Origin of the sequence: Sphingomicrobium arenosum (assembly GCF_026157085.1) — a bacterium.
Lineage (GTDB): Bacteria > Pseudomonadota > Alphaproteobacteria > Sphingomonadales > Sphingomonadaceae > Sphingomicrobium > Sphingomicrobium arenosum.
The window spans coordinates 1,333,372-1,355,438 of record NZ_JANPVN010000001.1; the positions used below are offsets into that span (position 1 = coordinate 1,333,372).

Consider the following 22,067-nt stretch of genomic DNA (forward strand, 5'->3'; position numbering starts at 1 on the left):
CGCGGTCCGGCCTAGGGGTATAGCTCAGTTGGTAGAGCATCGGTCTCCAAAACCGAGGGTCGCGGGTTCGAATCCTGCTGCCCCTGCCAGGCCGCCCACGCGGATCACACCGACGCCGCATCTGCCTCCTTGCAAAAAGTGCGCATGCGCTCTACATCGCCTTCCCATGCGACATGGGTAGGAAGCGATCCCCGCACCGGACCTGACCGGCGGCGGGGGAAGAGCCCTACCCGAAAGCCGTGACAGAAGAAGGATCGACCAGTGGCCAAGACGAGCCCCGCCGAGTATATTTCGCAGGTCCGCGCCGAAGCGCGCAAGGTCGTCTGGCCGACCCGCAAGGAAACCATCCAGACGGCGATCATGGTGCTCATCATGACCACGATCCTCGCCTTCTTCTTCCTCGGCGTCGACACCGTCTTCCGTTCGATCGTCAACTTCCTCATCGGCCTCATCGGCTGAGCCTGACAGAGAGTTTGTCCATGTCCCGCTGGTACATCATCCACGCCTATTCGGGTTTCGAGAACAAGGTGAAGGAAGCCGTCCTCGCCGAAGCCAAGCGCCTCGGCCTCGAGGAAGCGGTCGAGCGCGTCGAAGTGCCGACCGAGACGGTCACCGAGATCAAGCGCGGCAAGAAGGTCCAGAGCGAACGCAAGTTCATGCCGGGCTATGTGCTGGCCAAGCTGACGATGACCGACGACGTCTACCACCTCGTCAAGAACACCCCCAAGGTGACGGGCTTCCTCGGCAACAACGCCAAGCCGCAGCCGATCCCCGACGCGCAGGCCAACCGCATGCTCGACACCAAGGAAGAGACCGCCGACGCGCCCAAGCAGAAGATCAGCGTCGATTACGAGATCGGCGACAACGTCAAGGTGCTCGACGGCCCCTTCGCGAGCTTCACCGGCATCGTCGAAGAGCTCAACTTCGAGCGCAACATGGTCAAGGTCAGCGTCTCGATCTTCGGCCGCGCCACGCCCGTGGAACTGGAATTCGACCAGGTCGAACTGGTCAAGTAACCAGCGCGCTGCCGAGCACAAACAAAAGGACCGCTTCGGCGGTCCTTTTTTTGTGTCGAGCGATGGCGTCCCGGCGGACAAATTGCGCGCGATTAGCGCGACAGGATCGACAGCGTCGGGCGCAACGAACTGTCAACGCTCCTGCCTGGCCGAAGGGGCGACTGAAGAGCGATTTGAGGTCGCCTGAAGGCGAGCGTCAGCCAAATCTACTTCTCCCGGAAATCCCTCGTGCGCGAAAATGCCATGACGCCTGACAAGGCCCGGCTGCCGCTAACGATACTCCTCCTTCGCGATGATATCGCCGGAGACACAATGTACGAGAAACTCTCCTCCGCCGCCTGGATTGCCGTTGTAGGCAGAAAGAGCGATCGTGACGAGTTTGTTTGTTTCCCATGCCTCGCCCGCAGGAAAATCGACGTCTATCCGCCAACGTCCTACGAAAAGCTCGTCCTGTTGCATGGATAAGATGGTCTGGATTGCGTTTGCCGCACAGTCAGTTTTCGTGGGATCGAGGGGAGCGATCGGCGCGAAAGCCGCGCCGACGCAACCTCCGGCGCTCAATGCGATGAGCGTCAACATAAGCCAGCGCATCGCCTTTTGTCCTGTGCAGTCAATCACCTTCAAGCCTCCTAAGATTTGCGGGGAATGCACCTCGCGAGAACGGACGGGGAATAGACGGATAGTTCTGGCTTCATCTTCAGGACCGCTTCGGCGGTCCTTTTTTTGTGTCGAGCGATGGCGTCTCGGCGGACGCGTTGCGCGCGGATATTATGGAACTTGGGGATCAGGCCCCTTCTTTTGAGCTGAATATCCGATACTTCGACGGCGATACGCCATAGGCCTTCTTGAAGGCGCGGCTGAAGCCCTCTTCGCTTTCATAACCCGCCGCGAAGCCGATCTGGGAGACGGGCCGGTCGCTGGTCCGCAAGGCCCGCGCGGCGGTCGCGAGGCGCAGGCGATTGCGATAGCTGGTCGGGCCGCATCCAAGCGCTTTTGAAAATCGCTCCATCATCACGCTGCGCGATACACCGACCTGCGCGGCCAGCGTATCGCTCGCAATCTCTCGCGCAAGGTCGGCATGGATCGCCGACAATGTCTTCCCCACCACCGGATCGGAGAGCGCCGCCAGCATCTCTTCTCCATCATGATGCTCGGCAACGAACCGCCGCACCGCTTCCACGAAGATCCCTGCCGCCAGTTGCGCCACCATCACCGGCGAGGCCGTTCGCAAGTCCTCGACGATCAGACGAAAAGTCCGCTCGATCCAATCGGCATGGTCCTTGGTGCGCACCACCATCAATGCGGGCAAGGCGTCGAGCAGCGGATGATCGCTGCCGCCCAAGAAGCCGCAGTAGAGCGCGCGCCGATCCCGTTCGCCGGGCAACCGCACGCGATGGATGCCCTCGTCGTCAGGCCGTCCCATCGCTACCTTGGCATCGACCGCATCGACGGTTTCGCCCGAGGACAGGAAATGCGCATCGTTGCGCGTCAGCACGACGAGATCGCCGGCGTCCAACAGGACCTCCTCGCCTCCCTCGATCCGGCACCGCACCGGCCCCTGGCGAATGAAATGATAGCTGATCATGCGCGCGTCGGGCGCCATCTGATCAGGGAAATCGGCCGGCTCCATCTGGCTGCGCACCGACCAGTCGCCCGCCAACTCGCCATCGAGGAACACCGCTCCCGACAGGGACAGGTCGCGCAAGATGGTTTCCACGCCGCTCATGCCCGCAATGTGACAGTTCCGGACGATCGGTCAAGCATGGCGGCACCCGTGTCATTCAGCGCATCGGCCGTATCGTCCATTTCCTTTCTCCGACGACGGACATGGTGCCGTCGGCATTCAAAGGAGAAAATGAAATGAACGAACAGACTTCCATCTCGGCGCCCGTCGTTAACGGGATCGACCTCGGCGTCGTCGGCGCGATCGCCGAGGCCGTCGTTGCCGATCCGGCAGCCGCCGAGGCCCGATTTGCCGTCACGACCGAGTGGCGCGGCCAGTGCCGATCGATCAGCCGCACCCGCTCGATGAGCATCGGCGGTCAGCAGATCGAACGTCGCCACGCGATTGCGGCGGACGAACCGCATGAGATGCTCGGCGGGGACGAGGCGCCCAACCCGCAGGAACTTTTGCTCGCCGCGCTCAACGCCTGCATCCTCGTGGGGTTCGTGACGGCCGCCGCCGCCGAAGGCATCACCTTGTCGCATCTGTCGGTGGATAGCGAAGGCGCGCTCGACCTGCGCGGTTTCCTCGATCCCGAGAGCGGCATCGCTCCGGGGGTCGACAAGCTGGTCACTCGCGTGAGCATCGACGGCAACGGTACCGACGCGCAATTCGAGGCAATTCTCGATCATGTTCGCAAGGTCTCGCCCAACCACTTCCACCTGACCCGTCCCATCCCGGTGGAATGCAGCGTCGCGCGCGGCTGATCCACTCCGGCATGCGCCCCGGGCCGGACGAACGCTCCGTCCGGCCCACCCCCTTTCGAACATGGGAGAAGACCTATGATGAACATGACCCTCATCGCGCTCGCGATTGGCGCGGAGCTCATTCCCGCCGCCGACCCCGTCGAACCAGCGCCGATCGTGACCGACGTCGTCGTTTCGGCAGTCGGCCTGGACCTGTCGACCCAAGAGGACCGCGATGCGTTGATCGACCGGGTGCTGGCAGAAGCGAGAAAAGTCTGCGGAGTCCATGATGCCGCCGCGACGCCTTGCCATGTCGACGTCGAGGTTCTCGACGCGAGCCCGACACCGGCCCTGAGGCAAATTTTTCGAGACTATCGCGCCGGTCGCTGAATGACCTGGCCTGCCTTCGAGGAGCCATCCCATGCAGAAAACACATCGCTACGGCTTTACCCTGCATTTTCCGCCTGCCGAGGCCTTCGCCTTGTTCACGGCGGAAGGCGAGCGCGATTGGGTCGACGGTTGAAGTCCGACCTTTCTCCACGCCGCCGTCCCCGAAACCACTGCGCGAGGCACCGTCTGGGAAACCGGCGAGGGAGATGGGCGCACGCTGTGGATGTGCATCGACTGGGATCCGCCCCGGCGTGTCCGCTATGCCCGCGTAATGCCCGCCGCTCGCTTCGATATCGTCGAGGTCGAGCTCGAACAGAAGGGACAGCGAAGCCTCGTCACGGTCGCTTATACGTTCACGCCGCTGACCGACGATGCCCGAGCCGAGGTCGGGGCCATCGACGCAGCGACCTTCGCGGCGATGATCGGCGAATGGCCCAAGCTGATCGCGGCGGCTCGCGGCTAGCGCGCCTTGGTGACGGTCCCCTCACCTCCCCTTGTCCATGCGCTGCAAAAATTGCAGCGCCTGCGAGGTGGTGAGTTTGTGGGTGGGGTCGGGGCTTGGCGCGCCCGGCGCCGCGCGGCGGGTGTCGGGGTCGAAGGTCTGGAGGGCGCGTTCGGCGATCAGGTCTTCGACGACCTGCCGGGCGCGGGCCTGCGCCTCGTCGAAGCGGCGGGCGAAATCGGGGTCGGTCTTGCGGCGGCGGTGGATGCTGCTCGCGGCGATGGCGATGCTGTCGGCGGCAAGGCGGACGTTGCCGGTGCAGGCGAGTGCGGCGAGGAAATCGGCTTCTCGCGCGGGCGTGAGGCTGCCGGGTGGGGCGCGGCGGATCTGGGCGCGGCGGGTGCCGCGAGCGGGGAGGTAGCGCAGCGGGGGTGGTTCGGGGGTGTCGGATTGTTCGACAACACGCCCCTCTCCAAGCTTCGCTAGCCTGGCGGCAAGCTTCGCTGTCCTCTCCCCCGGATGGGGAGAGGAATATTTGTGGAAGGCCGCCAGGGCGGCGGTGCAGCGGGCGGCGAAGGCGGGGTTGCGGGCGCGCAGCTTGTACAAGCCCGCCTTGGGACGGTGGATGGTGGCGGCGGCGAGCGCGACATTGCCGGTGAGCGCGAGGGCGCGCAGGAAGGCGGCGAGCTCGGCCGCGCGATAGGGCTCGCGGCGGGGGGCGGCTGTAGGATCGCGTCTCATGCTCGATTGCATCAGTCGAAATCCTATTTGGCAAGGGCGGCGGGCCGGGTCGCCAGCAAGGCGCATGCACGGCGCCCTGTGGCCGCCGTGCATCGGATTTGGCGATGGGGCGGAAAAAGCGCGCGGCCGGGCGGGGACGGCGGTGGAGCGCGCGCGGCGGGAAAGCGCCATTTCAAAGCGTATATCGCCAAAATCGATCAGAGGTCGGCGCATTATTCATTATCTCTCAGTTAAATTTGCGCATAATCGGCGCCGACACCGACTCCGTACGCAAAATCGGAGCGGCCTCTTTTTCCTTGGGGTTGCTTTGACATGCGTTACGAGCCCGCCGACCAGTTCGACGATATGCCGCCGGTGCGGCGACGGTTTTATGTCGGGGTGCGCTCCAAATTTCTGATCGCGCTGGCGGCGGCCTTTACCTGGATGGGGCTGTCTATCTGGTTGGCGCAGCCGTGGATCCGCGACCTGGGGCAGCTGACGCATCCGGTGTTCGCCTGGGTGGCGATCGGCTTCATCGCCTTCGTGCCGGGCTTCATGAACGGCTTTCTGATCTTTTCGCTGCTGCTCGACAAAAGGCCGCCGCGCCGGGCGCTCAAGGAATATCCGGGGATCACCATCCTGATCGCCGCCTATCAGGAGGAAAAGGCGATCCAGAACACGCTCGCCGCCTTTACCCGGTCGAAATATCCGGGGCCGGTCGAGGTGTTCGTGCTGAACGACGGGTCGCGCGATCGCACGGCGCAGATCGCGCGCGACTATATCGAGCGCACGGCGTGGCGGCCCAATTTCGACGTGCGGCTGATCGACTTTGCCGACAATCGTGGCAAGAGCCATGTGCTCAACGACGGGCTGGCGATGGCGAGCCACGAGCTGATCATCACGCTGGATGGCGACTGCACGCTGCGCGAAGGGAGTTTGCGCGCGATCGTCGAGCGGCTGGCGAGCGACCCGCCGTTGACGCAGGCGATCGCGGGTTGCGTGCTGGCGCGCAATCCGGGCGACAGCCTTCTCGCGGCGGCGCAGGAGTGGGACTATTTCCACGGCATCGCGGCGGTCAAGCGGATGCAGAGCATGTATCACGGCACGCTGGTCGCGCAGGGGGCCTTCTCGCTCTACCGCAAGAAGGCGCTGCTGGCGGTGGGCGGCTGGCCCGAGACGGTGGGCGAGGATATCGTCGTCACCTGGGCGATGCTCGAGAAGGGCTGGCGCATTGGCTATGCCGAGGATGCGATCGTCTTTACCGAAGTGCCGACGAGCCTCAAGCAGTTCGCCCTGCAGCGCAAGCGCTGGTCGCGGGGGCTGATCGAGGCGTTCGGGCGGCACAAGAAGCTGCTTTTCTCGACGCGGCTGACGGGGCTGTTCATCTGGTGGAACCTGACGTTCCTGCCCCTCGACCTCGTCTATACCTTCGTGTTCATTCCGGGGATCGTGGCGGCGCTGTTCGGCTATTATTGGATCGTCGGACCGCTGACGGTGGCGGTGCTGCCGCTGGCGATGCTGTGGAACGGGGTGATCTATCGCATCCAGAAGAAGATGTTCGAAGCGCAAGGGCTGCGCGTGACGCGCAACCGGCGCGGGTTCGTCTTCTATTGTTTCGCCTATACGCTGATCATGCAGCCCGTTTGCGTGTGGGGGTATGTCGCCGAGCTGCTCGGGCTCCGCAAGAAATGGGATACGCGCTAGTGAAGATGCTGTTTGCCGCCGGAGCGGCGCTCGTCGCCGTCGTGCCGGCCGCTGCGATGGCGCAAGAGGCGCGGCCTGCCGTGGGGGCCAATCTGTTCGCCTCGAGCGATGCGGACGGGACCGAGATCACCAAACTGTCGTTCGACTTCGACCTCGCGCGCCTTGGCCGCGAGAAGGTCACCGGATTTCGTTTGGAACGCGCCCGCCTTGCCCCGGCCGGCGGGCAAGCGGAGGTGGTCACGCGTGGCTATCTCCGCCTCACCAGACCGCTGGGGGACCGGTGGAGCGTCGATACGACGGTGGGCAGTGATGGCAACACGATCCTGGGATCGGCGGCGCTGGTGCACGAGGGGGAATGGCGCAAGGAATTCTTCCTCGAGCGCGACGTGATCGAGACGCCGCAGGGCCTCGCGCTCGACCTGACGAGCACCTATGGCGGGGCGGCGGTGGACGTGCCCCTGGGCGCGCGCGCTCAGTTGACGCTGCTCGGCGGGGTGCAGGATTTCACGGGCGACAATGTGCGGCTCCATGCGCGGGCCAATGCGATTTACGTGGTGGCGCCCGATCAGGGGCTGAGCGTGCAGCTGCGCGCGCGCACGTTCCACGACAGCGTGCCGCGTGAATATGACTATTACGCGCCGGGTGACTATGTGCAGCTGTTGCCGGTGGTGCAGGTGCAGCGGTTTACCGGAGGCTGGCGCTATCGGCTTGCGGGCGGCTGGGGCGCCCAGAAGGAGACGGGCGGCGACTGGCGCGACAGCCGGTTCGCCGAGGCGCGGGTGACGAGCCCGGCGTTCGGGCGCGTCAGCCTGGAAGCGCAGGCGCTGTACAGCGAGGTGCCGACGATCCTCGGGCAGGGCTATCGCTACGGACAGTTGAGCGTGTCGGCGCGCACCTTGCTGTAAGGTCAGGGGCGCTAGGCCCTGGTGTCCGCGCCGAAGGTTTCATCGACGATGCGTGCGGCAAGCCCGGTCTCGCCCTCGCCTTCGCTGCCCGCGCCCAGTTCCTCGATCGGCACGTCGAGCGTGTAGGTGAAATGCGCCGCATCGACCGTGCGCTCGGCGGTGCCGCGCAACATGGTCGGCACGACGCGGGTCAGAAGCTTGGTGCCAAAGCCGACCCGGTCGCTGGAGAAGGGGGCGGCGCCCGTGGCGGGGTCGAAGGTTTCCACCCAGATAAGGCGGAAGCGGCCGTCCTCGACGGTCCAGCCGACGAGGATCGCTGCCTCGTCGTGATCGAGCCCGCCATATTTCTGCGCATTGGTGGCCAGTTCATGGAGGGCCAGCGAGATCTGTTGCGCCGCTTCGGAGCCGACGCGCACGAGCGGCCCCTCGATCCGCACGCGATCGCCATGCACGTTGAGCAAGGGATCGAGTTGGCGCCGAACGATGGTCTCGATGCCCTGGCTGGTCTTGTCATCGCCGCGCATGACCGAGCTGGTCGCGCCGGCCAGCGCGTCGATGCGACCCGCGAAGGTTTCGACATAGTCATCGATGTTCCTGGCATCGCGCGCACTCTGGCGGGCGAGGGAGGAGACGACGGCGAGCAGGTTGTTCGAGCGGTGCACCGCCTCGCGGGTGAGAATGGCGAGCCGGGCATTGGCATCGGACAGTTCGGCGGTGCGCGCGGCGACCTTGGCTTCGAGCGCGTCGCGGGCCTCGATGAGTTCCTCGTTGGCGCGGCGCAGATCGCCGGGGCTCGGCAGCGCGACAAGCGCGGGGATCATCCTGAACAGCAGGATTGCGGTAATGGTCGAGACGATGCCGGTGGCGAGCTTTAGGACGCCGACATAGGGATAGATGGGCACCCACAGGGTGACGATGCCGAACAGATGGGTGAAGCCGCACAAGAGGATGAAGCTGGCGAACAGCATGACGATGCCGCGGTGGGGCACGTCGGTGCGGCGTTTCAGCACCATGAGCAACGCGATCGGGATGGCCATGTAGGAGGCGAAGATGAGCGCATCCGAGCCCGCCCAGAGGAAGACGAGCCATGGCTGCCACAACAGGCACATGCCGTGGGGCATATAATCGGCCACCGTCACGGCATGGCGCATCAGCTCGTCGGTCATTCCATCGTTTCCCTCTCGCAACAAGTTGCCGTTCTAGGGTCGCCCTCGATGGTCGTCCACATTTAAATCGTTCGAAAAAGGGGACTTTCCGTCGCGCCGCGGCGTTTGACGGCACGAAAAAAGGGGCCGGACAGGCGTCCGACCCCCTTGTTCGACATCATGCGACGACGCGGTCTAGTCGTACTGCTTTTCGAGCATGTCGGCGAGACGTTCGCCTTCCTTGACCTCGCGGTAGGCGGCCTCGATGATCGGGCGACAGTCAATGTCGAGATCGTCCATCTTGAGCGCTTCCTCGAACTTGGCGGCGAGATAGTCCTCGCCCTCCTCGACGCGTTCGGTCGCGGCTTCGTCGCCATTTTCAAACAGGTTGGTCACCTCGACCCACAGCTGGTGCATCTTGCCCGCGGCGGTGCCCTTGGTCACGAGCGGTTCGCCGCGACGCTCGAGCTCGGCATTCATTCGCGTGACCAACGCTTCGCGCTTGGTCGCCTGCTCGGTCAGGATTGCCTTGAGGGCGGGGCTGTTGGCCTTGTCGGCGGCGCGGCGATAGCCTTCGACCGAATCGAACGTGGTGTCGGTGAGGGTCTTCAAAATGGACATGGGGTACTCCTTCACGATAATGGATACGCCCCTTCAACGAACGAGCCCCCCCATCCTGTCCCGCGTTCGGCGCGGCGGCCATTCGTTCTGGCGCGTTGCAAGGGCGCGTCTTTTGCGCTAGGGGCGCGGCTGTTCATCCATTGGATTCGGACATTTCGCGCGGGAGGGTCGCCTCGGCGACCCGCTTGTACCGCTTAACATGAGTGCCTCCGGGCACGACAGTGTGAAAGGAACTCTTTGCCATGGCGAAGAAGATTTCGGGCTATATCAAGCTCCAGGTGCCTGCGGGCGTCGCCAACCCCTCCCCGCCGATCGGCCCCGCGCTCGGTCAGCGCGGTGTCAACATCATGGAATTCTGCAAGGCCTTCAACGCCGCCACGCAGGACATGGAAAAGAACATGCCGATCCCGACGACCATCACGGTCTATGCGGATCGCAGCTTCAGCTTCACCATGAAGACCCCGCCCGCCAGCTTCCTCCTGAAGCGCGCCGCCAAGCTCAAGTCGGGTTCGAAGGAACCGGGCAAGGTCTCGGCCGGCACGATCAAGCGCAGCGACGTTGCCAAGATCGCGGAAACCAAGATGGCCGACCTCAATGCCAATGACATCGAGGCCGCCACGAAGATCATCGAAGGCTCGGCGCGCGCCATGGGCCTCGAAGTGGTGGAGGGTTAATCATGGCCAAGCTGACCAAGAAGCAGAAGTCGCTCCTCGACAAGGTCGATTCGGAAAAGCTGTACGGCGTCGATGAAGCCATCAAGCTGGTCAAGGAACTGGCGACCTCGAAGTTCGACGAGACCGTCGAGATCGCGATGAACCTCGGTGTCGACCCGCGTCACGCCGACCAGATGGTCCGCGGCGTCGTCGCCATGCCCAGCGGCACCGGCAAGACCTTGAAGGTCGCCGTGTTCGCCAAGGGCGACAAGGCCGACGCGGCCAAGGAAGCCGGCGCGGACGTCGTCGGTGCCGAAGACCTCATGGAAGACATGCAGAACGGCAACCTCGACTATGACCGCGTCATCGCCACGCCGGACATGATGGGTGTCGTCGGTCGCCTCGGCAAGGTGCTGGGTCCCAAGGGCCTGATGCCGAACCCGAAGCTGGGCACGGTCACGCCGAACCCCGCCGAAGCGGTCAAGAACGCCAAGGCCGGCGAAGTCCAGTATCGCGCCGAGAAGAACGGCATCGTCCATGCCGGCATCGGCAAGGCGAGCTTCGCCGACAAGGACCTCAAGGCCAATTTCGATGCGTTCGTGAACGCGATCGTCAAGGCCAAGCCGTCGGGCGCCAAGGGCAAATATGTCCAGAAGGTCGCGCTGTCCTCGACCATGGGTCGCGGCGTGCGCATCGACACCGCCGAGGTCGAAGGCGCCTAAGCGCCGAGGATCTGGCACGAACGGTCCGCCGTTCGTCGAAAAGTGAAGCCGGTGGGGCGACCCGCCGGCTTTTCTTTTGCGCGCGAAGCTGCGAAGGCGGGAGCGGATTACAGGTGTAAGCGGGGGATGGTGCCGTGTTGAGATTGCTTGCAGGGGCCGCCGTACTGGCGCTCGCCATGCCGATGAGCGCCGCGGCGCTGGCCATGCCGGGGGGCGCGATCCCGGCGGCGGGCGAGATGGACCGCTTCATCGACGCGCAGCTCGAGGCGCTGGAAATGCCCGGCGTGTCGGTGGCGCTGATCGAGGACGGCGAGATCGTCTATGCCCGCCAGACGGGGCAGGCCGACTACTGGAGCGATCGGGTGATCGACGAGAAGTCGATCTTCGAGATGGGGTCGCTGTCCAAGCCCGTGTTTGCCTATTTCACGCTGAAGCTGGCCGACCAGGGGGTGATCGACATGGATCGCCCGCTGATGGAGGTGCGCCCGATCCCCGAACTGGCGGACAGCGCGGCCTTTGCCACGATTACGCCGCGCCATGTGCTGTCGCATCGCACCGGCCTGCCCAACTGGCGCTGGTTCGATCCACGGCCCGAGGGGCTCGATGTGCCGCGCGGGCAGCTCTATCTGCGGCAGGAGCCCGGCACCTTCGGCTATTCGGGCGAGGGCTTTCGCTATCTCGCCGAGACGATCGCTGCAACGACGGGGCATGATCTGTTCAACCTCGATGCGCTGTTCCAATATCAGGTGGCGCAGCCGCTGGGGCTCCAGCCGATGAGCTTTGTCGCCACCCCCGAAGTGTCGCGGCACAAGGTGGCGGGGCACAAGGATGGGGCGCGCAACATCAAGGCGTGGCCGCAAACCTTTCCCGACGACCAGCCGCAGACCTTTGGCGCGGCGGGACGGCTCCATGCCAATGCGCCGCTCTATGCGCGCTTCCTGATCGCGCTGATGGAGGGTGAAGGGCTGAGCGAGGACGCGCATGAGGCGATGTTCACCTCGGCGGTGACCATCGCCGAAGACGATCCGGGACGGCTCGCCGGGGGCGAGGTCGGCTGGACCATGGGGCTGTCGATCAAGGACGGGCCCGGCGGGCGCCATTTCGCGCATGGCGGCAACAATGGCGACTTCCAGTCGGGCTTCGCCATCTGGCCCGCGACGCGCTCGGGCTATGTGTTCGTGACCAATTCGGACAAGGGAGAGGCGTTCGAGGCGGCGTTGCAGGACCTGCTGTTCGCCGATTGAGCGCGCTCATTTGCAAGCGTTGGACATGAAAAAAGCCGGGGCGCGAACCCCGGCCTTTCTCGTTGGTGGCAGCGTTGCCTAGAGGTCGAGCAGGTCGACTTCCTCGGCGGTCATGCGGACCGCGTCGGGGCGCAGCGCCTTCACCTCGTCCCAGAACTCGTCGGCCTGGCCGACGATGATCAGGCTGAGCTGATCGGGGTTGGCGACCGTTCCGAAGACCTGCCCCGGCGTGGTGCCGTCGGCCGCGTTGATGCGGTTGACGAAGTCGAGTTCGCGTTCGACGTCGATGCCGTCGAGCAGCGCGCCGGCGATCAGCGAGCTGTAGCCGTTGCTGCTCTCGGTGCGGCGGGCAAAGCTGCCCGTCTGGACGACGCGGCGCTCGTCGATCTCGCTCGCCGGGATGCCGTTATCGGCGATATCCTCGAAGTTGGCGATGAGCGCGGCAGCGACCTCGTCGGCGGTGGCATTGGCGGTCTGCACCGTGGCGAGCGTATAGCCCGTCTGGCTGGTGAAGCCGGTCTGTGAATAAGCGCCATAGGCGAGCGCCTTTTCCCCGCGAATGTCCATGAACAGACGCGAGGAAGACGTGCCGCCGAGCGCGTCATTGGCGAGGATCATGTCGATGACGCGCGGATCGTCGGCGCGCACGCCAGGCGCGAGCGCGAAGACGGCGGCCTGCTGGGTCGGCAGGTCGACGACGATGGTCTTGCCCTTGGCCTCGTGGGTCGAGGGGCGGCTTTGCGGGCGTGCGACGCTGCCATCGTCGGTCCAGTCGCCGAACAGGCTGTTGGCGATGCGCGTGGCCTCGTCGAGGTCGAGCCCGCCGGTCATTACGATCGAGGCGTGCGAGGGGCGCAGATAGGCGCGGTGGAAGGCGAGCAGATCGTCGCGGCCCATCCCCTCGATCATTTCGGTCGGACCCCAGCTCGGCAGGTCGAGCGGCCCATCGGCGAACAGCACCGGGAAGGCCATCATCCCCGCCAGCCCCGCTGCGGAGGCGCGCTGGCGCTGGATATTGTCGACGATCTGGGTCTTTTCACGCGCGACGACGTCGGCGGGATAAGCGGCATTGTCGAGGATGTCGCGCAGGATGTCGCCCGCCGCCTCGATGTTGGCTGCCGGCGCGCGCACGGCGAGCGTGGTGCCGTCGGACGAGGCGCTGCCCGACAGGCTGGCCCCGAGGCGTTCGAGCATGGCCGCGATCTCGGCCTCGCTGCGGGTCTCGGTGCCCTTCTCGATGGCGGCGATGGCAAGGTCGGCGCGGCCGATCTTGTCGGCCGGGTCGGTGTTGTTGCCGCCGGCGAAGACGAGGCTCATGCTGGCGAGCGGCACGTCACCCGTCTTGGCGTGATAGAGGGTCATGCCGTTGGCGAGCGTGACGGTGTTGAGCGCGGGCGCGGCCACGGCAGGCACGTCGAGCTGCGCGGGCATGGCCATCCGGTCGGCCTCGGCCGCCAGTTCGAGCGCGGGCCGGGTCGCGGCGGGCACGGTGGCAAAGGTCGGCATGGGCGCGGGGTTCTTCCAGCTTTCCCAATCGTCGGGACCCTTTTCCACGATCATCTCGACGCGGTTGGTGGTGCCGAGATACTGGCGCGCGACGCGCAGCACGTCATCGGCGGTCACCGCGAGCACGCCTTCGAGGCGGGCATTGGCCTCGTCGACCGATCCGTTGGTGTAATAAGCTTCGCCCAGCGCATTGGCGCGCCCGACGATGCCCTCGCGCTGCGCCAGGTTGGAGGCGAGGATCTCGTTCTTCGCTTCCTCAAGCGTGGCGGCGTCGACCGGGCCCGAGAGCAGCTGGGCGAGCGCGGTGTCGATCGCGGCGAAGGCGGTGCTGGTCTCGGTGCCCGTGGCGAGGTCGGCCTGGACGATGAAGGCGCTCTGTTCGGCGCCCTCGAAGGAGAAGGCATAGCCGTTGCTCGCCAGCCCCGAGCGGATCAGTCGCTCGTTCAATAGCGAATTGTCGCCGCCCGACATGATCTGCTGGATAACCTGGAGCGCGGCCATGTCGGGATGGTCGGCGGGGACGGTCTGATAGCCGAGCGCGACCTGCGGCAGGTTGGCGCCGGGCGAGGTCACGACGATCTGACGACGCTCGGTGATCGGGGTCTCTCGCTGCTGGATGTCGAGGCTGAGCTGATTTTCGCGCGGCGCGATGTCGGCGAAATGCTTCTCGGCGAGGCGGAACATCTCATCGGTGTCGAAATTGCCGGAGACGATGATCATCGCCGTGTCGGGACCATAATAGGCCTCGTGGAAGGCGAGCACGTCGGCATAGGTGGCGCGGTCGAGGTCTTCCATCGTGCCGATCGGCAGGCGGCGCATCGGCGAGGAGGTGAAGATGTTGTCGATGAGCGCGAGGAGCCCGCGGCCATAAGGCGGGGCGAGATAGCGCATGCGCATCTCTTCCTTCACGATGTCGCGCTGGCGCTCGAACTCGGCCTCGCTGATCACCGGGCGGGCGAGGCGCTCGGATTGCAGCCACAGCGCGCGGTCGAGCTCGCTGGCGGGGAGCACCTCATAATAGTTGGTGCGGTCAAAGCCGGTCGAGGCGTTGTAATAGCCGCCCGCGAGCGAGACATATTTGGCGGTGTCGCCCTGCGGCATGTTGACCGTTTGGTCGCCGAGGAGATGTTCGAACAGGTGAGCAAAGCCCGACTTGCCGTCGGGATCGTGCTTGGCGCCGACGTCGAACCACATGGACACGAAGATGTTGGGGGTCGAATTGTCAGGGAGCGCGATGACGGTCAGGCCGTTGTCGAGCACGCGCTTTTCATAGTCGATGGCGGGCACTTCGATGGCGGCGGCGTCCTGCGCCTGCGCCTGCGACCCGAGCGGCAGCGCCACGGCGGCGAGCGCGGCCCCGGCGAGAAGGATGGTTTTCACGATGTTACTCTCCCGATGGAATGATCGTTGCGAATTCGTCTCCACGCTAGAGGCGTGGCCGCGAGCCGCCATCGCCGTTTCGACAGGCGACATGATTCCTTCGCCCTAGATCGGGCAAGGAACCTTGCCGCCTCCTGCCGACTTGGTGGAGGGCCGCTCGTCCATGTCGGAGAAAAGCAGGTAAACGGCAGGAAGCCAATGGAAAATATCGGTGCCGACCTCGAAGAGATGAAGCGGGTGCCGCTGGAGCGCGCGCATGTCGACGCCATCGCCGCCATCGGCGAGACGCGCGATTATGAAGAAGGCGAGATGGTCGCCGAGGTGGGCGACCCGATGGATCGCTTCGTCTATGTGCTGACCGGCGAGATCGAGGTGGTCGATCCCTATTCGGGCGCGCGCATGCTCGAGAGCAGCCTGGGGCCGACGCAGTTCATGGGCGAATTGGCGTTTCTCAATGCCGGCAGCTTCACCCTGCCGATGCGCGCCGCCAAGCCGACCCGCACCCTCGAGGCGCCGCGCGAGGCGATGCTCGACCTGATGAGCAAGCGGCCCGAACTGTCCGATCATGTCATCGGCGTGTTCTCGGCGCGGCGCCGCAAGCAGTTCGAGGATCATCGCAGCGCGATCAAGCTGATCGGCGCCGACCAGGACAGCAAGGTGCAGGAGGTGGCGCGGTTCCTGTCACGCAACCGCATCCCCTTCCAGAGCTTCGATCTCGACAATCCCGAGGGCGAGGGCATCCAGCTGTGCCAGCTCGCCGATCACGAACCGGCGGTGATCTTCAACGAGGGCATGATCCTCGATGATCCCACGCCGCGCGCGGTGGCGCGTTTGTTGGGGCTCGACCTCAACGTGTGCGAACGCGCCGAGGTCGACCTGCTGATTGTCGGCGGCGGGCCCGCCGGGGTGGCGGCGGCGGTCTATGCGGGCGCCGAGGGATTGAAGGCGCTGGTCATCGAGGACCGGGCGATCGGCGGCCAGGCCGGCACGTCGAGCCGGATCGAGAATTACATGGGCTTTCCGACCGGCATCTCGGGCGCCGACCTCGTCTATCGCGGGCAGGTGCAGGCGATGAAGTTCGGCACGCGCTTCGTCATGCCGCGCCGGGTGGTGGAGCTGTGCCGCACCGAGGACGGGCGCTTTTGCGCGCGGCTCGACGATGATGGCGACGAAGTGTGCGCCCATGCGGTGCTGGTCGCGACCGGCGTACAATATCGCCGCCTGCCGCTGGAGAATTTACGCACGTTCGAGGGCGCGGGCGTCTATTATGCCGCCACCGAGATGGAGGCCCGCTTCTGCGCGGGCAAGATCGCCTATATCATCGGCGGCGGCAACAGCGCGGGCCAGGCGGCGATGTTCCTGTCGCGTCATGCGGCTTGCGTGAAACTGGTGGTGCGCGGCGACAGCCTGGCGGACAGCATGTCCTCTTATTTGCGCGACCGGCTCGAGGCCGACCCGGCGATCGAGATTCATTATGATTGCGAGATCAGCGCGCTGCACGGCGAGGAGCGGCTCGAGGAGGTCACGCGCGCCTGCGGCGACGAGGAATTGCGCGAGCCCTGCGGCGGGCTGTTCATCATGATCGGCGCCGCGCCCAACACCGACTGGCTGTCGGGCCTCGTCGAGCTCGACGAAAAGGGCTTCGTGAAAACCGGCGAGGCGGCGGGCAAGGCCTCGCCCTTCGAGACCAGCTGCGAGGGCATCTTCGCGGTGGGCGACGTGCGCGCGAGTTCGATCAAGCGGGTCGCCAGCGCGGTCGGCGAGGGATCGGTGGTGGTCAGCGCCATCTGGAGCCATGTCGCCGCGCGGCGCGAGGAATTGGGCGAGGATGCGCCCGGCGAGATGGAGGACTGAAGGCCCCTGCCCTAGCGCAGTTGGCTGTCCTTGGAGCCGCGGCGGTTGATGGTGGTGTGGCGGATATGCGCATCGCGGCCCGACTGGCACTCGACACAGGTGCGAACGCCGGGCAGCGCCTCGCGGCGGCGCGGCGGGATGGGCTCGCCGCATTCCTCGCACTCCTCGAGGCTTTCGCCCTGCGCGAGGCGCGCGCGGGCGGCCGCGACGGCATCGTTCACCGTGTCATCGATCTGATCCTGTACCGCGCCGTCGCGTGTCCATCCGCCTGCCATCACTGTCTCCTACCCTGCCCTAACGAACGGAAGCGGCGTTATTTTCCGGCCGCGGCGCTTGACTGGCACGGTGAAATCGCTAGGTAGCCCTTCGAAGCCGTCCTTCGGGGCGGTTTTCTCTGTCCGAGACAGCTGCTGACCGCATGGTCTTAATTTGCAGCCTAGACGGGGATGACGAGAGATTTGCGGACCAGCCATCTGCTGAGTGCCGCCTGTCGATCCCAACCCCAACGGACTTTTCGCTGCGTCGGCCTGGCCGGTGCGGCAACCGCTTTTGGCAATGGTGCGAAAAGCGGAACGATTGGGAGTATGGCATGGATCGTTCGCAAAAAGCCGATCTGGTTGCCGAGCTGAAGAGCGTCTTTGCGGAGACGGGTGTGGTGGTCGTGACTCGGAACAACGGGTTGTCGGTCTCGCAGTCGACTGAACTTCGCAACCAGATGCGCGACGCCGGTGCCCAGTTCAAGGTCGCGAAGAACCGCCTTGCCAAGATCGCGCTCGAGGGCAGCGACTACCAGCCGATCTCGGACTTGCTTCAGGGTCCGACCGCGCTGGCGACGTCGTCCGACCCCGTCGCGGCCGCGAAGATCGCGGTCAACTTCGCCAAGGACAACGAAGATTTCGAAATCCTCGGCGGGGCGATGGGGACCACCGTCCTCGACGTGAACGGCATCAAGGCCCTGGCCGAACTGCCCTCGCTCGACGAACTGCGTGGCACGCTGGTCGGCCTTATCCAGGCCCCGGCGACGAAGATCGCGCGGATCGCCAAGGAACCGGGCGGCATGCTCGCCCGCGTCCTGAGCGCCAAGGCTGCGGCCTAACTTTTAGGTTTGGTTCAAAAACAATAGATCGACAGGGCGGAATATCAGCGCCCTCTCAAATGGAGTGAATATAATGGCTGATCTGGAAAAGATTGTTGACCAGCTTTCGGAACTGACCGTTCTCGAAGCTGCCGAGCTCGCCAAGATGCTCGAAGACAAGTGGGGCGTGAGCGCCTCGGCCGCCGTCGCCGTTGCTGGCCCGGCCGCTGGTGGTGGCGAAGCCGCCGCTGAAGAAAAGGACGAGTTCGACGTGATCCTCACCGGCGACGGTGGCAAGAAGATCAACGTCATCAAGGAAGTCCGTGCCATCACCGGTCTCGGCCTCGGCGAAGCCAAGGCGCTCGTCGAAGGCGCCCCGAAGCCCCTCAAGGAAGGTGCTTCGAAGGCGGAAGCCGAAGAAATCAAGGGTAAGATCGAAGCCGCTGGCGGCACCGTCGAGCTCAAGTAAGCTCTTCGCGATCTTCCGAAGATTTTCGGAACAGGGAAAGGGCGGTCCTTCGGGGCCGCCCTTTTTCGTTGCCGCAAAGGAGCGCCCTGCCCCGGCTAGCGATAGCGACCAGCCGAGATGAACTCCTCGAAGCGCTCGCACCAGATCACGACGGTGTCATAATCCTCGATGTCGACGCCTTCGGGCAGGTCTAGCGCGAAGCCGTCGAAGCTCTTCACCGCGCCGATCCGCGCCGCTGCGTCCTTGACCGCGAGGAAGGCCGCCTCGTCCTCGACGAAGCCGTCGACGAGATAGACTTTATAGTCGGGCCCGGGCGCGAGTTCGCCTTGGAACGAGATACCGTCCGGCGACACGCTGATCTCACCCTCGCCCCAATGGAAGCGGTCGCTGCCCCCAAGGTCGCGGACAAGCGTGGCCCAGTAGGTGGCGGCGGCGGCCTTGCGTTCGAGCAGGGCTCTGTCGGGGGCGGCCTCGGCAGTGATGATGGGAAGCGTGTAGACGCCAGCCGCAAAGCCGATTGCGAGCGCGACGAGATGCGTGAGGGCGAGGAGAAGAAGACGTTTCATCCTGTGACTTTCATGAAAGAGTTCTGAGGGCCGGTTCGGCCCGAAGGCCAGGAAGGTTACAGTCCCCACCCCGCGGCGCCCCGACATTCGGCCATACCGACCTAGGTCCGCTTTCCGCCGCCCCCCCCTTTTTGTTAACTATGCGGCCGAGGTTGCGGGGCCTGTCGATCTTCCGGGTGGGGGCAAAGAGGAATAACCCGCCATGAAGCAACGCCTTGTCCTCACCGCCATCGCCGCCATCGGGCTTGCCGGACCATCGCTCGCGCAGGATGCCAATGGCATCGACAATCGCCCCGATATCGTCGACGCCGCCATCGCTGCCGGCAGTTTCGAAACGCTGGTCCAGCTGGTCAGCGAGAACAATCTCGTCGACCTCCTCCAGTCGAACGGCCCCTTCACCGTCTTCGCGCCGACCGACGACGCCTTTGCCGAGGCGCTCGGCAATGGCGAGGTGGACGATCAGGTCGCGACCGTGCTGGCCTATCATGTGGTGGCCGGGCGCTACCCCTCGGGCAAGGTGATCGCCGCGGCCAAGCGCAGCCCGGGCGGGATCGATCTCGAGACGCTGCAGGGCAACACGATAAACATCCGCCTCGCCAATGGCGCGGTGATCCTGACCGACCAGGATGGCGTCGAGCATGGGCTGGTGATCACCGATGTGAACAGCTCGAACGGCGTCATCCATGCCATCGACGGCGTGCTCGACCCGATCGCCGACTGAATAGCCAACCCTTTCCCCTGCCTGGGGCGTCCGGCGACGGACGCCCTTTTTTTTGCCGCCCCTACGGTGCGGGACACGATGCTCGGAAAATCGCTGGGCGCGCGTCCGGTTTTTATTGAACCGCAACCACTTGGCGCTAATCTGGAGCCATGTTCGGGGGTTCGCTTTTTCCATTCGCGGCGAGTTTTGCCGCGCTTTTTCTCATCGCCCTGATGCAGGTCGTCGGGATCGGCGAGCTCATGGGCGATGCGGATGCCGAGGTGGACGTCGAAGCCGAGGCGTCGGGCGGTGCCATTGCGGGGCTGCTGGCCTTCCTGGGGCTGGGCAAATTGCCGCTCCTGATGTGGCTGGCGCTCCTGCTGTTCCTCTTCTCGGGCATCGGTTTCAGCCTGCAACTCATATTGGACGAAATGGCCGGTTTCATGCTATCGCCGTTGCTGGCGGTAGCGGCGAGCCTGACGATCGCCCTGCCCCTCACCGGACGCCTGAGCGGCGCGTTCGCGCGCATCCTGCCGAGGGACGAAACCACCGCCATCGCCCGTGCCCAACTGGTGGGCAAGAGAGGCGAACTCGACATCGGAACGGCAAGCCGCGGCAATCCCGCCCGGGCCCGCATCACCGACTTTCACGGCCAGACGCACCACGTCATGGTCGAACCGCATGAAGATGGGGCCGCCATCCACGCTGGCGACGCGCTGCTGCTCGTCCGCCGCGAGGGCGACACCTTCTTTGCCATCACCGAGGCTGACCGCCGGCTCGGGCCGGTCGCCGACGCTTAAAGGGGAATAGTTATGCTTAGCAACGAAGTGATCCTGCCCGTCGTGTGGGGCGGCGGAGGCCTCCTCCTCCTCTTCATCTTCGGATGGATGATCGCCAAGCTCTACCTGCGCGCGACCAAGGAAGTCGCCTTCGTGCGCACCGGGTTCGGCGGGGAAAAGGTCGTGATGAACGGCGGCGCGATGGTGCTGCCGGTGCTGCACGAGACGATGCCCGTCAACATGAACACGGTGCGCCTCGCGGTCGAGCGCAAGAATGCCGATGCGCTGATCACGCTCGACCGCTTGCGGATCGACGTGAAGGCGGAATTCTATGTTCGCGTGCGGCCCGATGCGGGCTCGATCGCGATGGCGGCGCAGACGCTGGGCCAGCGCACCATGCAGCCCGAATTGCTGAAGGACCTCGTCGAGGGCAAGTTCGTCGACGCGCTGCGCTCGGTCGCGGCGGGGATGAGCATGAACCAGCTGCACGAGCAGCGCGCCGACTTCGTGCAGAAGGTGCAGCAGGTGTCGAGTTCGGACCTGGCGATGAACGGGCTCGAACTGGAATCGGTCTCGCTGACCGGGCTCGACCAGACGAGCATCGAGCATTTCAACGCCAATAACGCCTTCGACGCGGAAGGCCTGACCAAGCTCACCGAGCAGATCGAGGCGCGCAAGAAGATCCGCAACGACATCGAGCAGGACACGCGTGTCCAGATGGAGACGAAGAACCTCGAGGCGGACAAGACGAGCTATCAGATCAGCCGCGACAACGAATTCGCGCAGCTCGAGCAGCAGCGCGAGGTCGAGGTGCGCCGCGCCGAGCAGAGCTCGGAGATCGCGCGCGAACAGGCCAAGCGCGAACAGGAAGCGCAGGCCGCACGGATCGAGGCGAAGAAGCTGGTCGACAGCCAGCAGATCGAGGCCGACCGCGCGGTGCGCGAGGCCGAGATCGACCAGCAGCGCGCGATCGAGATCGCCCGGCAGGAGCAGCAGATCGCGATCCAGAACAAGAGCCGCGAGGAAAGCCAGGCCAAGGCCGAGGCCGACGAGGCGCGCGCCAAGGCGGTCGAGGCGGAAGAACGCGTCATGACCAGCCGCGAGACCGAGATCGCCGAGCGCGACAAGCGCATCGAGCTGATCGAGGCGGCCAAGCAGGCCGAGCGCGATGCCATCCGCATCAAGGTCGATGCCGAGGCCGAGAAGGATGCGGCGGTCAATCGCGCCGAGGCGGTGCGCCGCGAGGCCGAGGGCGAGGCCGAGGCCGAGAAGCTGCGCGCCGAGGCCGCGCGGATCCGCTTCGAAGTGGAAGCGGCGGGCCAGCAGGCGATCAACGAGGCCGCCAACATCCTGTCGAACGAGCAGATCGGGCTGAAGATGAAGATGGCGCTCCTCGAGGTGCTGCCGCAGGTCATCCGCGAGAGCGCCAAGCCGATGGAAGCGATCGATTCGATCAAGATCGTCAAGGTCGACGGGCTGACGGGCCATGGCGGCGCGAGCGCGGCGAATGCGCCGGCAGTGGCCGGCGGCGGCTCGGGCGGGCTGGCGCAGGACGCGGTCGCCGCCGCGCTGGCCTATCGCGCGCAGGCGCCGATGATCGACGGGCTGATGAAGGAGCTCGGCCTCGAGGGCAGCTCGCTCGGCGGCATGGCACCGCCCAGCCTTGTCGGGATCGTCGAGGAAGCGGCGCAGGACAAGCAGCCTGCCGCCAATGAAGATGGCGACGAACCGCCCGAGGCCAAGCCGGCCGAATAAGCGGCTTGACCT

At 65.2% G+C, this 22,067-nt stretch carries 24 protein-coding genes and 1 tRNA gene; 17 read left to right on the forward strand and 8 right to left on the reverse strand.

Annotation, left to right across the window (positions count from 1 at the left end):
* Positions 1–13 precede the first annotated feature (13 nt).
* The 3 genes from NUW51_RS06740 (at position 14) to nusG (ending at position 1,016) form a co-directional block, all read left to right on the forward strand.
* Positions 14–89, forward strand: a tRNA-Trp gene (locus NUW51_RS06740).
* Between the two features lie 172 nt (positions 90–261).
* Positions 262–459, forward strand: a complete 198-nt coding sequence (secE, locus tag NUW51_RS06745) for a preprotein translocase subunit SecE (protein ID WP_265563977.1) — start codon at positions 262–264, stop codon at positions 457–459.
* Between the two features lie 20 nt (positions 460–479).
* A complete protein-coding gene (gene nusG, locus NUW51_RS06750) occupies positions 480–1,016 on the forward strand; it encodes a transcription termination/antitermination protein NusG (RefSeq protein ID WP_265563979.1) in 537 nt (178 codons plus the stop codon).
* A gap of 270 nt (positions 1,017–1,286) precedes the next feature.
* Here nusG and NUW51_RS06755 read toward each other — a convergent pair whose 3' ends face one another.
* On the reverse strand, positions 1,287–1,640 hold the full coding sequence (locus NUW51_RS06755; protein WP_265563981.1) for a hypothetical protein: 354 nt from the start codon (positions 1,638–1,640) through the stop codon (positions 1,287–1,289).
* Positions 1,641–1,800: 160 nt separating this feature from the next.
* A complete protein-coding gene (locus tag NUW51_RS06760; RefSeq protein ID WP_265563983.1) occupies positions 1,801–2,721 on the reverse strand; it encodes an AraC family transcriptional regulator in 921 nt (306 codons plus the stop codon).
* 155 nt (positions 2,722–2,876) lie between these two features.
* Here NUW51_RS06760 and NUW51_RS06765 point away from each other — a divergent pair, with 155 nt between their 5' ends.
* From NUW51_RS06765 to NUW51_RS06775, 3 genes are all read left to right on the forward strand, one after another.
* The gene (locus NUW51_RS06765; RefSeq protein WP_265563985.1) at positions 2,877–3,446 is read left to right on the forward strand and encodes an OsmC family protein; all 570 of its coding nucleotides are present in this window, start codon (positions 2,877–2,879) and stop codon (positions 3,444–3,446) included.
* A 75-nt stretch (positions 3,447–3,521) separates the two neighbouring features.
* Entirely contained in the window at positions 3,522–3,815 is a 294-nt protein-coding gene (locus tag NUW51_RS06770) for a UrcA family protein (protein WP_265563987.1), read from the forward strand.
* Between the two features lie 271 nt (positions 3,816–4,086).
* The gene (locus tag NUW51_RS06775; RefSeq protein ID WP_265563990.1) at positions 4,087–4,278 is read left to right on the forward strand and encodes a hypothetical protein; all 192 of its coding nucleotides are present in this window, start codon (positions 4,087–4,089) and stop codon (positions 4,276–4,278) included.
* 21 nt (positions 4,279–4,299) lie between these two features.
* On the opposite strand, the gene NUW51_RS06780 is transcribed toward NUW51_RS06775, so the two are convergent.
* Positions 4,300–4,998: a hypothetical protein gene (locus tag NUW51_RS06780; protein WP_265563992.1), complete on the reverse strand. Its 699-nt coding sequence runs from the start codon at positions 4,996–4,998 to the stop codon at positions 4,300–4,302.
* Between the two features lie 312 nt (positions 4,999–5,310).
* Here NUW51_RS06780 and NUW51_RS06785 point away from each other — a divergent pair, with 312 nt between their 5' ends.
* Entirely contained in the window at positions 5,311–6,681 is a 1,371-nt protein-coding gene (locus tag NUW51_RS06785) for a glycosyltransferase (RefSeq protein ID WP_265563993.1), read from the forward strand.
* Positions 6,681–7,586 (forward strand): hypothetical protein, encoded by a 906-nt coding sequence (locus tag NUW51_RS06790; protein WP_265563995.1) that lies wholly within the window; start codon positions 6,681–6,683, stop codon positions 7,584–7,586. The genes NUW51_RS06785 and NUW51_RS06790 overlap by 1 nt, the downstream gene beginning before the upstream one ends.
* An 11-nt stretch (positions 7,587–7,597) precedes the next feature.
* Here NUW51_RS06790 and NUW51_RS06795 read toward each other — a convergent pair whose 3' ends face one another.
* Positions 7,598–8,752, reverse strand: a complete 1,155-nt coding sequence (locus tag NUW51_RS06795; RefSeq protein ID WP_265563997.1) for a sensor histidine kinase — start codon at positions 8,750–8,752, stop codon at positions 7,598–7,600.
* A 174-nt stretch (positions 8,753–8,926) separates the two neighbouring features.
* Positions 8,927–9,352, reverse strand: a complete 426-nt coding sequence (locus NUW51_RS06800; protein WP_265563999.1) for a ferritin-like domain-containing protein — start codon at positions 9,350–9,352, stop codon at positions 8,927–8,929.
* 242 nt (positions 9,353–9,594) lie between these two features.
* Between NUW51_RS06800 and rplK the strand changes: the two genes are divergently transcribed.
* From rplK to NUW51_RS06815, 3 genes are all read left to right on the forward strand, one after another.
* On the forward strand, positions 9,595–10,026 hold the full coding sequence (gene rplK / locus NUW51_RS06805; RefSeq protein WP_265564001.1) for a 50S ribosomal protein L11: 432 nt from the start codon (positions 9,595–9,597) through the stop codon (positions 10,024–10,026).
* A gap of 2 nt (positions 10,027–10,028) precedes the next feature.
* Entirely contained in the window at positions 10,029–10,727 is a 699-nt protein-coding gene (gene rplA, locus NUW51_RS06810; protein WP_265564003.1) for a 50S ribosomal protein L1, read from the forward strand.
* Between the two features lie 134 nt (positions 10,728–10,861).
* Positions 10,862–11,971 (forward strand): serine hydrolase domain-containing protein, encoded by a 1,110-nt coding sequence (locus NUW51_RS06815; protein ID WP_265564004.1) that lies wholly within the window; start codon positions 10,862–10,864, stop codon positions 11,969–11,971.
* Between the two features lie 78 nt (positions 11,972–12,049).
* Here NUW51_RS06815 and NUW51_RS06820 read toward each other — a convergent pair whose 3' ends face one another.
* Positions 12,050–14,857, reverse strand: a complete 2,808-nt coding sequence (locus NUW51_RS06820) for a M16 family metallopeptidase (protein ID WP_265564006.1) — start codon at positions 14,855–14,857, stop codon at positions 12,050–12,052.
* A gap of 198 nt (positions 14,858–15,055) precedes the next feature.
* Here NUW51_RS06820 and NUW51_RS06825 point away from each other — a divergent pair, with 198 nt between their 5' ends.
* A complete protein-coding gene (locus tag NUW51_RS06825; RefSeq protein WP_265564008.1) occupies positions 15,056–16,711 on the forward strand; it encodes an FAD-dependent oxidoreductase in 1,656 nt (551 codons plus the stop codon).
* An 11-nt stretch (positions 16,712–16,722) separates the two neighbouring features.
* Here the strand turns inward: NUW51_RS06825 and NUW51_RS06830 are convergent, their stop codons facing one another.
* Positions 16,723–16,986, reverse strand: coding sequence for a DksA/TraR family C4-type zinc finger protein (locus tag NUW51_RS06830; protein ID WP_265564010.1), 264 nt, complete (start codon positions 16,984–16,986; stop codon positions 16,723–16,725).
* Positions 16,987–17,300: 314 nt separating this feature from the next.
* Here NUW51_RS06830 and rplJ point away from each other — a divergent pair, with 314 nt between their 5' ends.
* Positions 17,301–17,807 (forward strand): 50S ribosomal protein L10, encoded by a 507-nt coding sequence (rplJ, locus tag NUW51_RS06835; protein WP_245110715.1) that lies wholly within the window; start codon positions 17,301–17,303, stop codon positions 17,805–17,807.
* A gap of 73 nt (positions 17,808–17,880) precedes the next feature.
* Positions 17,881–18,255: a 50S ribosomal protein L7/L12 gene (gene rplL / locus NUW51_RS06840; protein ID WP_245110718.1), complete on the forward strand. Its 375-nt coding sequence runs from the start codon at positions 17,881–17,883 to the stop codon at positions 18,253–18,255.
* Between the two features lie 95 nt (positions 18,256–18,350).
* Here the strand turns inward: rplL and NUW51_RS06845 are convergent, their stop codons facing one another.
* The gene (locus tag NUW51_RS06845) at positions 18,351–18,821 is read right to left on the reverse strand and encodes a DM13 domain-containing protein (protein WP_265564013.1); all 471 of its coding nucleotides are present in this window, start codon (positions 18,819–18,821) and stop codon (positions 18,351–18,353) included.
* Positions 18,822–19,023: 202 nt separating this feature from the next.
* Between NUW51_RS06845 and NUW51_RS06850 the strand changes: the two genes are divergently transcribed.
* The 3 genes from NUW51_RS06850 to NUW51_RS06860 all read left to right on the forward strand — a co-directional run bounded on the left by NUW51_RS06850 (position 19,024) and on the right by NUW51_RS06860 (position 22,055).
* The gene (locus NUW51_RS06850) at positions 19,024–19,542 is read left to right on the forward strand and encodes a fasciclin domain-containing protein (protein ID WP_265564015.1); all 519 of its coding nucleotides are present in this window, start codon (positions 19,024–19,026) and stop codon (positions 19,540–19,542) included.
* Positions 19,543–19,691: 149 nt separating this feature from the next.
* Positions 19,692–20,321: an OB-fold-containig protein gene (locus tag NUW51_RS06855; RefSeq protein WP_265564017.1), complete on the forward strand. Its 630-nt coding sequence runs from the start codon at positions 19,692–19,694 to the stop codon at positions 20,319–20,321.
* A 12-nt stretch (positions 20,322–20,333) separates the two neighbouring features.
* On the forward strand, positions 20,334–22,055 hold the full coding sequence (locus NUW51_RS06860; protein WP_407696327.1) for a flotillin family protein: 1,722 nt from the start codon (positions 20,334–20,336) through the stop codon (positions 22,053–22,055).
* Positions 22,056–22,067 lie beyond the last annotated feature (12 nt).

What these genes read in the sequence shown, in the direction of transcription:
- nusG (WP_265563979.1), top strand. Translation starts at nt 480, where the DNA reads ATGTCCCGCTGGTACATCATCCACGCCTATTCGGGTTTCGAGAACAAG.
- NUW51_RS06765 (WP_265563985.1), top strand. Translation starts at nt 2,877, where the DNA reads ATGAACGAACAGACTTCCATCTCGGCGCCCGTCGTTAACGGGATCGAC.
- NUW51_RS06770 (WP_265563987.1), top strand. Translation starts at nt 3,522, where the DNA reads ATGATGAACATGACCCTCATCGCGCTCGCGATTGGCGCGGAGCTCATT.
- NUW51_RS06775 (WP_265563990.1), top strand. Translation starts at nt 4,087, where the DNA reads ATGCCCGCCGCTCGCTTCGATATCGTCGAGGTCGAGCTCGAACAGAAG.
- NUW51_RS06780 (WP_265563992.1), bottom strand. Translation starts at nt 4,998, where the DNA reads ATGAGACGCGATCCTACAGCCGCCCCCCGCCGCGAGCCCTATCGCGCG.
- NUW51_RS06785 (WP_265563993.1), top strand. Translation starts at nt 5,311, where the DNA reads ATGCGTTACGAGCCCGCCGACCAGTTCGACGATATGCCGCCGGTGCGG.
- NUW51_RS06795 (WP_265563997.1), bottom strand. Translation starts at nt 8,752, where the DNA reads ATGACCGACGAGCTGATGCGCCATGCCGTGACGGTGGCCGATTATATG.
- NUW51_RS06800 (WP_265563999.1), bottom strand. Translation starts at nt 9,352, where the DNA reads ATGTCCATTTTGAAGACCCTCACCGACACCACGTTCGATTCGGTCGAA.
- rplK (WP_265564001.1), top strand. Translation starts at nt 9,595, where the DNA reads ATGGCGAAGAAGATTTCGGGCTATATCAAGCTCCAGGTGCCTGCGGGC.
- rplA (WP_265564003.1), top strand. Translation starts at nt 10,029, where the DNA reads ATGGCCAAGCTGACCAAGAAGCAGAAGTCGCTCCTCGACAAGGTCGAT.
- NUW51_RS06825 (WP_265564008.1), top strand. Translation starts at nt 15,056, where the DNA reads ATGGAAAATATCGGTGCCGACCTCGAAGAGATGAAGCGGGTGCCGCTG.
- NUW51_RS06830 (WP_265564010.1), bottom strand. Translation starts at nt 16,986, where the DNA reads ATGGCAGGCGGATGGACACGCGACGGCGCGGTACAGGATCAGATCGAT.
- rplJ (WP_245110715.1), top strand. Translation starts at nt 17,301, where the DNA reads ATGGATCGTTCGCAAAAAGCCGATCTGGTTGCCGAGCTGAAGAGCGTC.
- rplL (WP_245110718.1), top strand. Translation starts at nt 17,881, where the DNA reads ATGGCTGATCTGGAAAAGATTGTTGACCAGCTTTCGGAACTGACCGTT.
- NUW51_RS06845 (WP_265564013.1), bottom strand. Translation starts at nt 18,821, where the DNA reads ATGAAACGTCTTCTTCTCCTCGCCCTCACGCATCTCGTCGCGCTCGCA.
- NUW51_RS06850 (WP_265564015.1), top strand. Translation starts at nt 19,024, where the DNA reads ATGAAGCAACGCCTTGTCCTCACCGCCATCGCCGCCATCGGGCTTGCC.
- NUW51_RS06855 (WP_265564017.1), top strand. Translation starts at nt 19,692, where the DNA reads ATGTTCGGGGGTTCGCTTTTTCCATTCGCGGCGAGTTTTGCCGCGCTT.
- NUW51_RS06860 (WP_407696327.1), top strand. Translation starts at nt 20,334, where the DNA reads ATGCTTAGCAACGAAGTGATCCTGCCCGTCGTGTGGGGCGGCGGAGGC.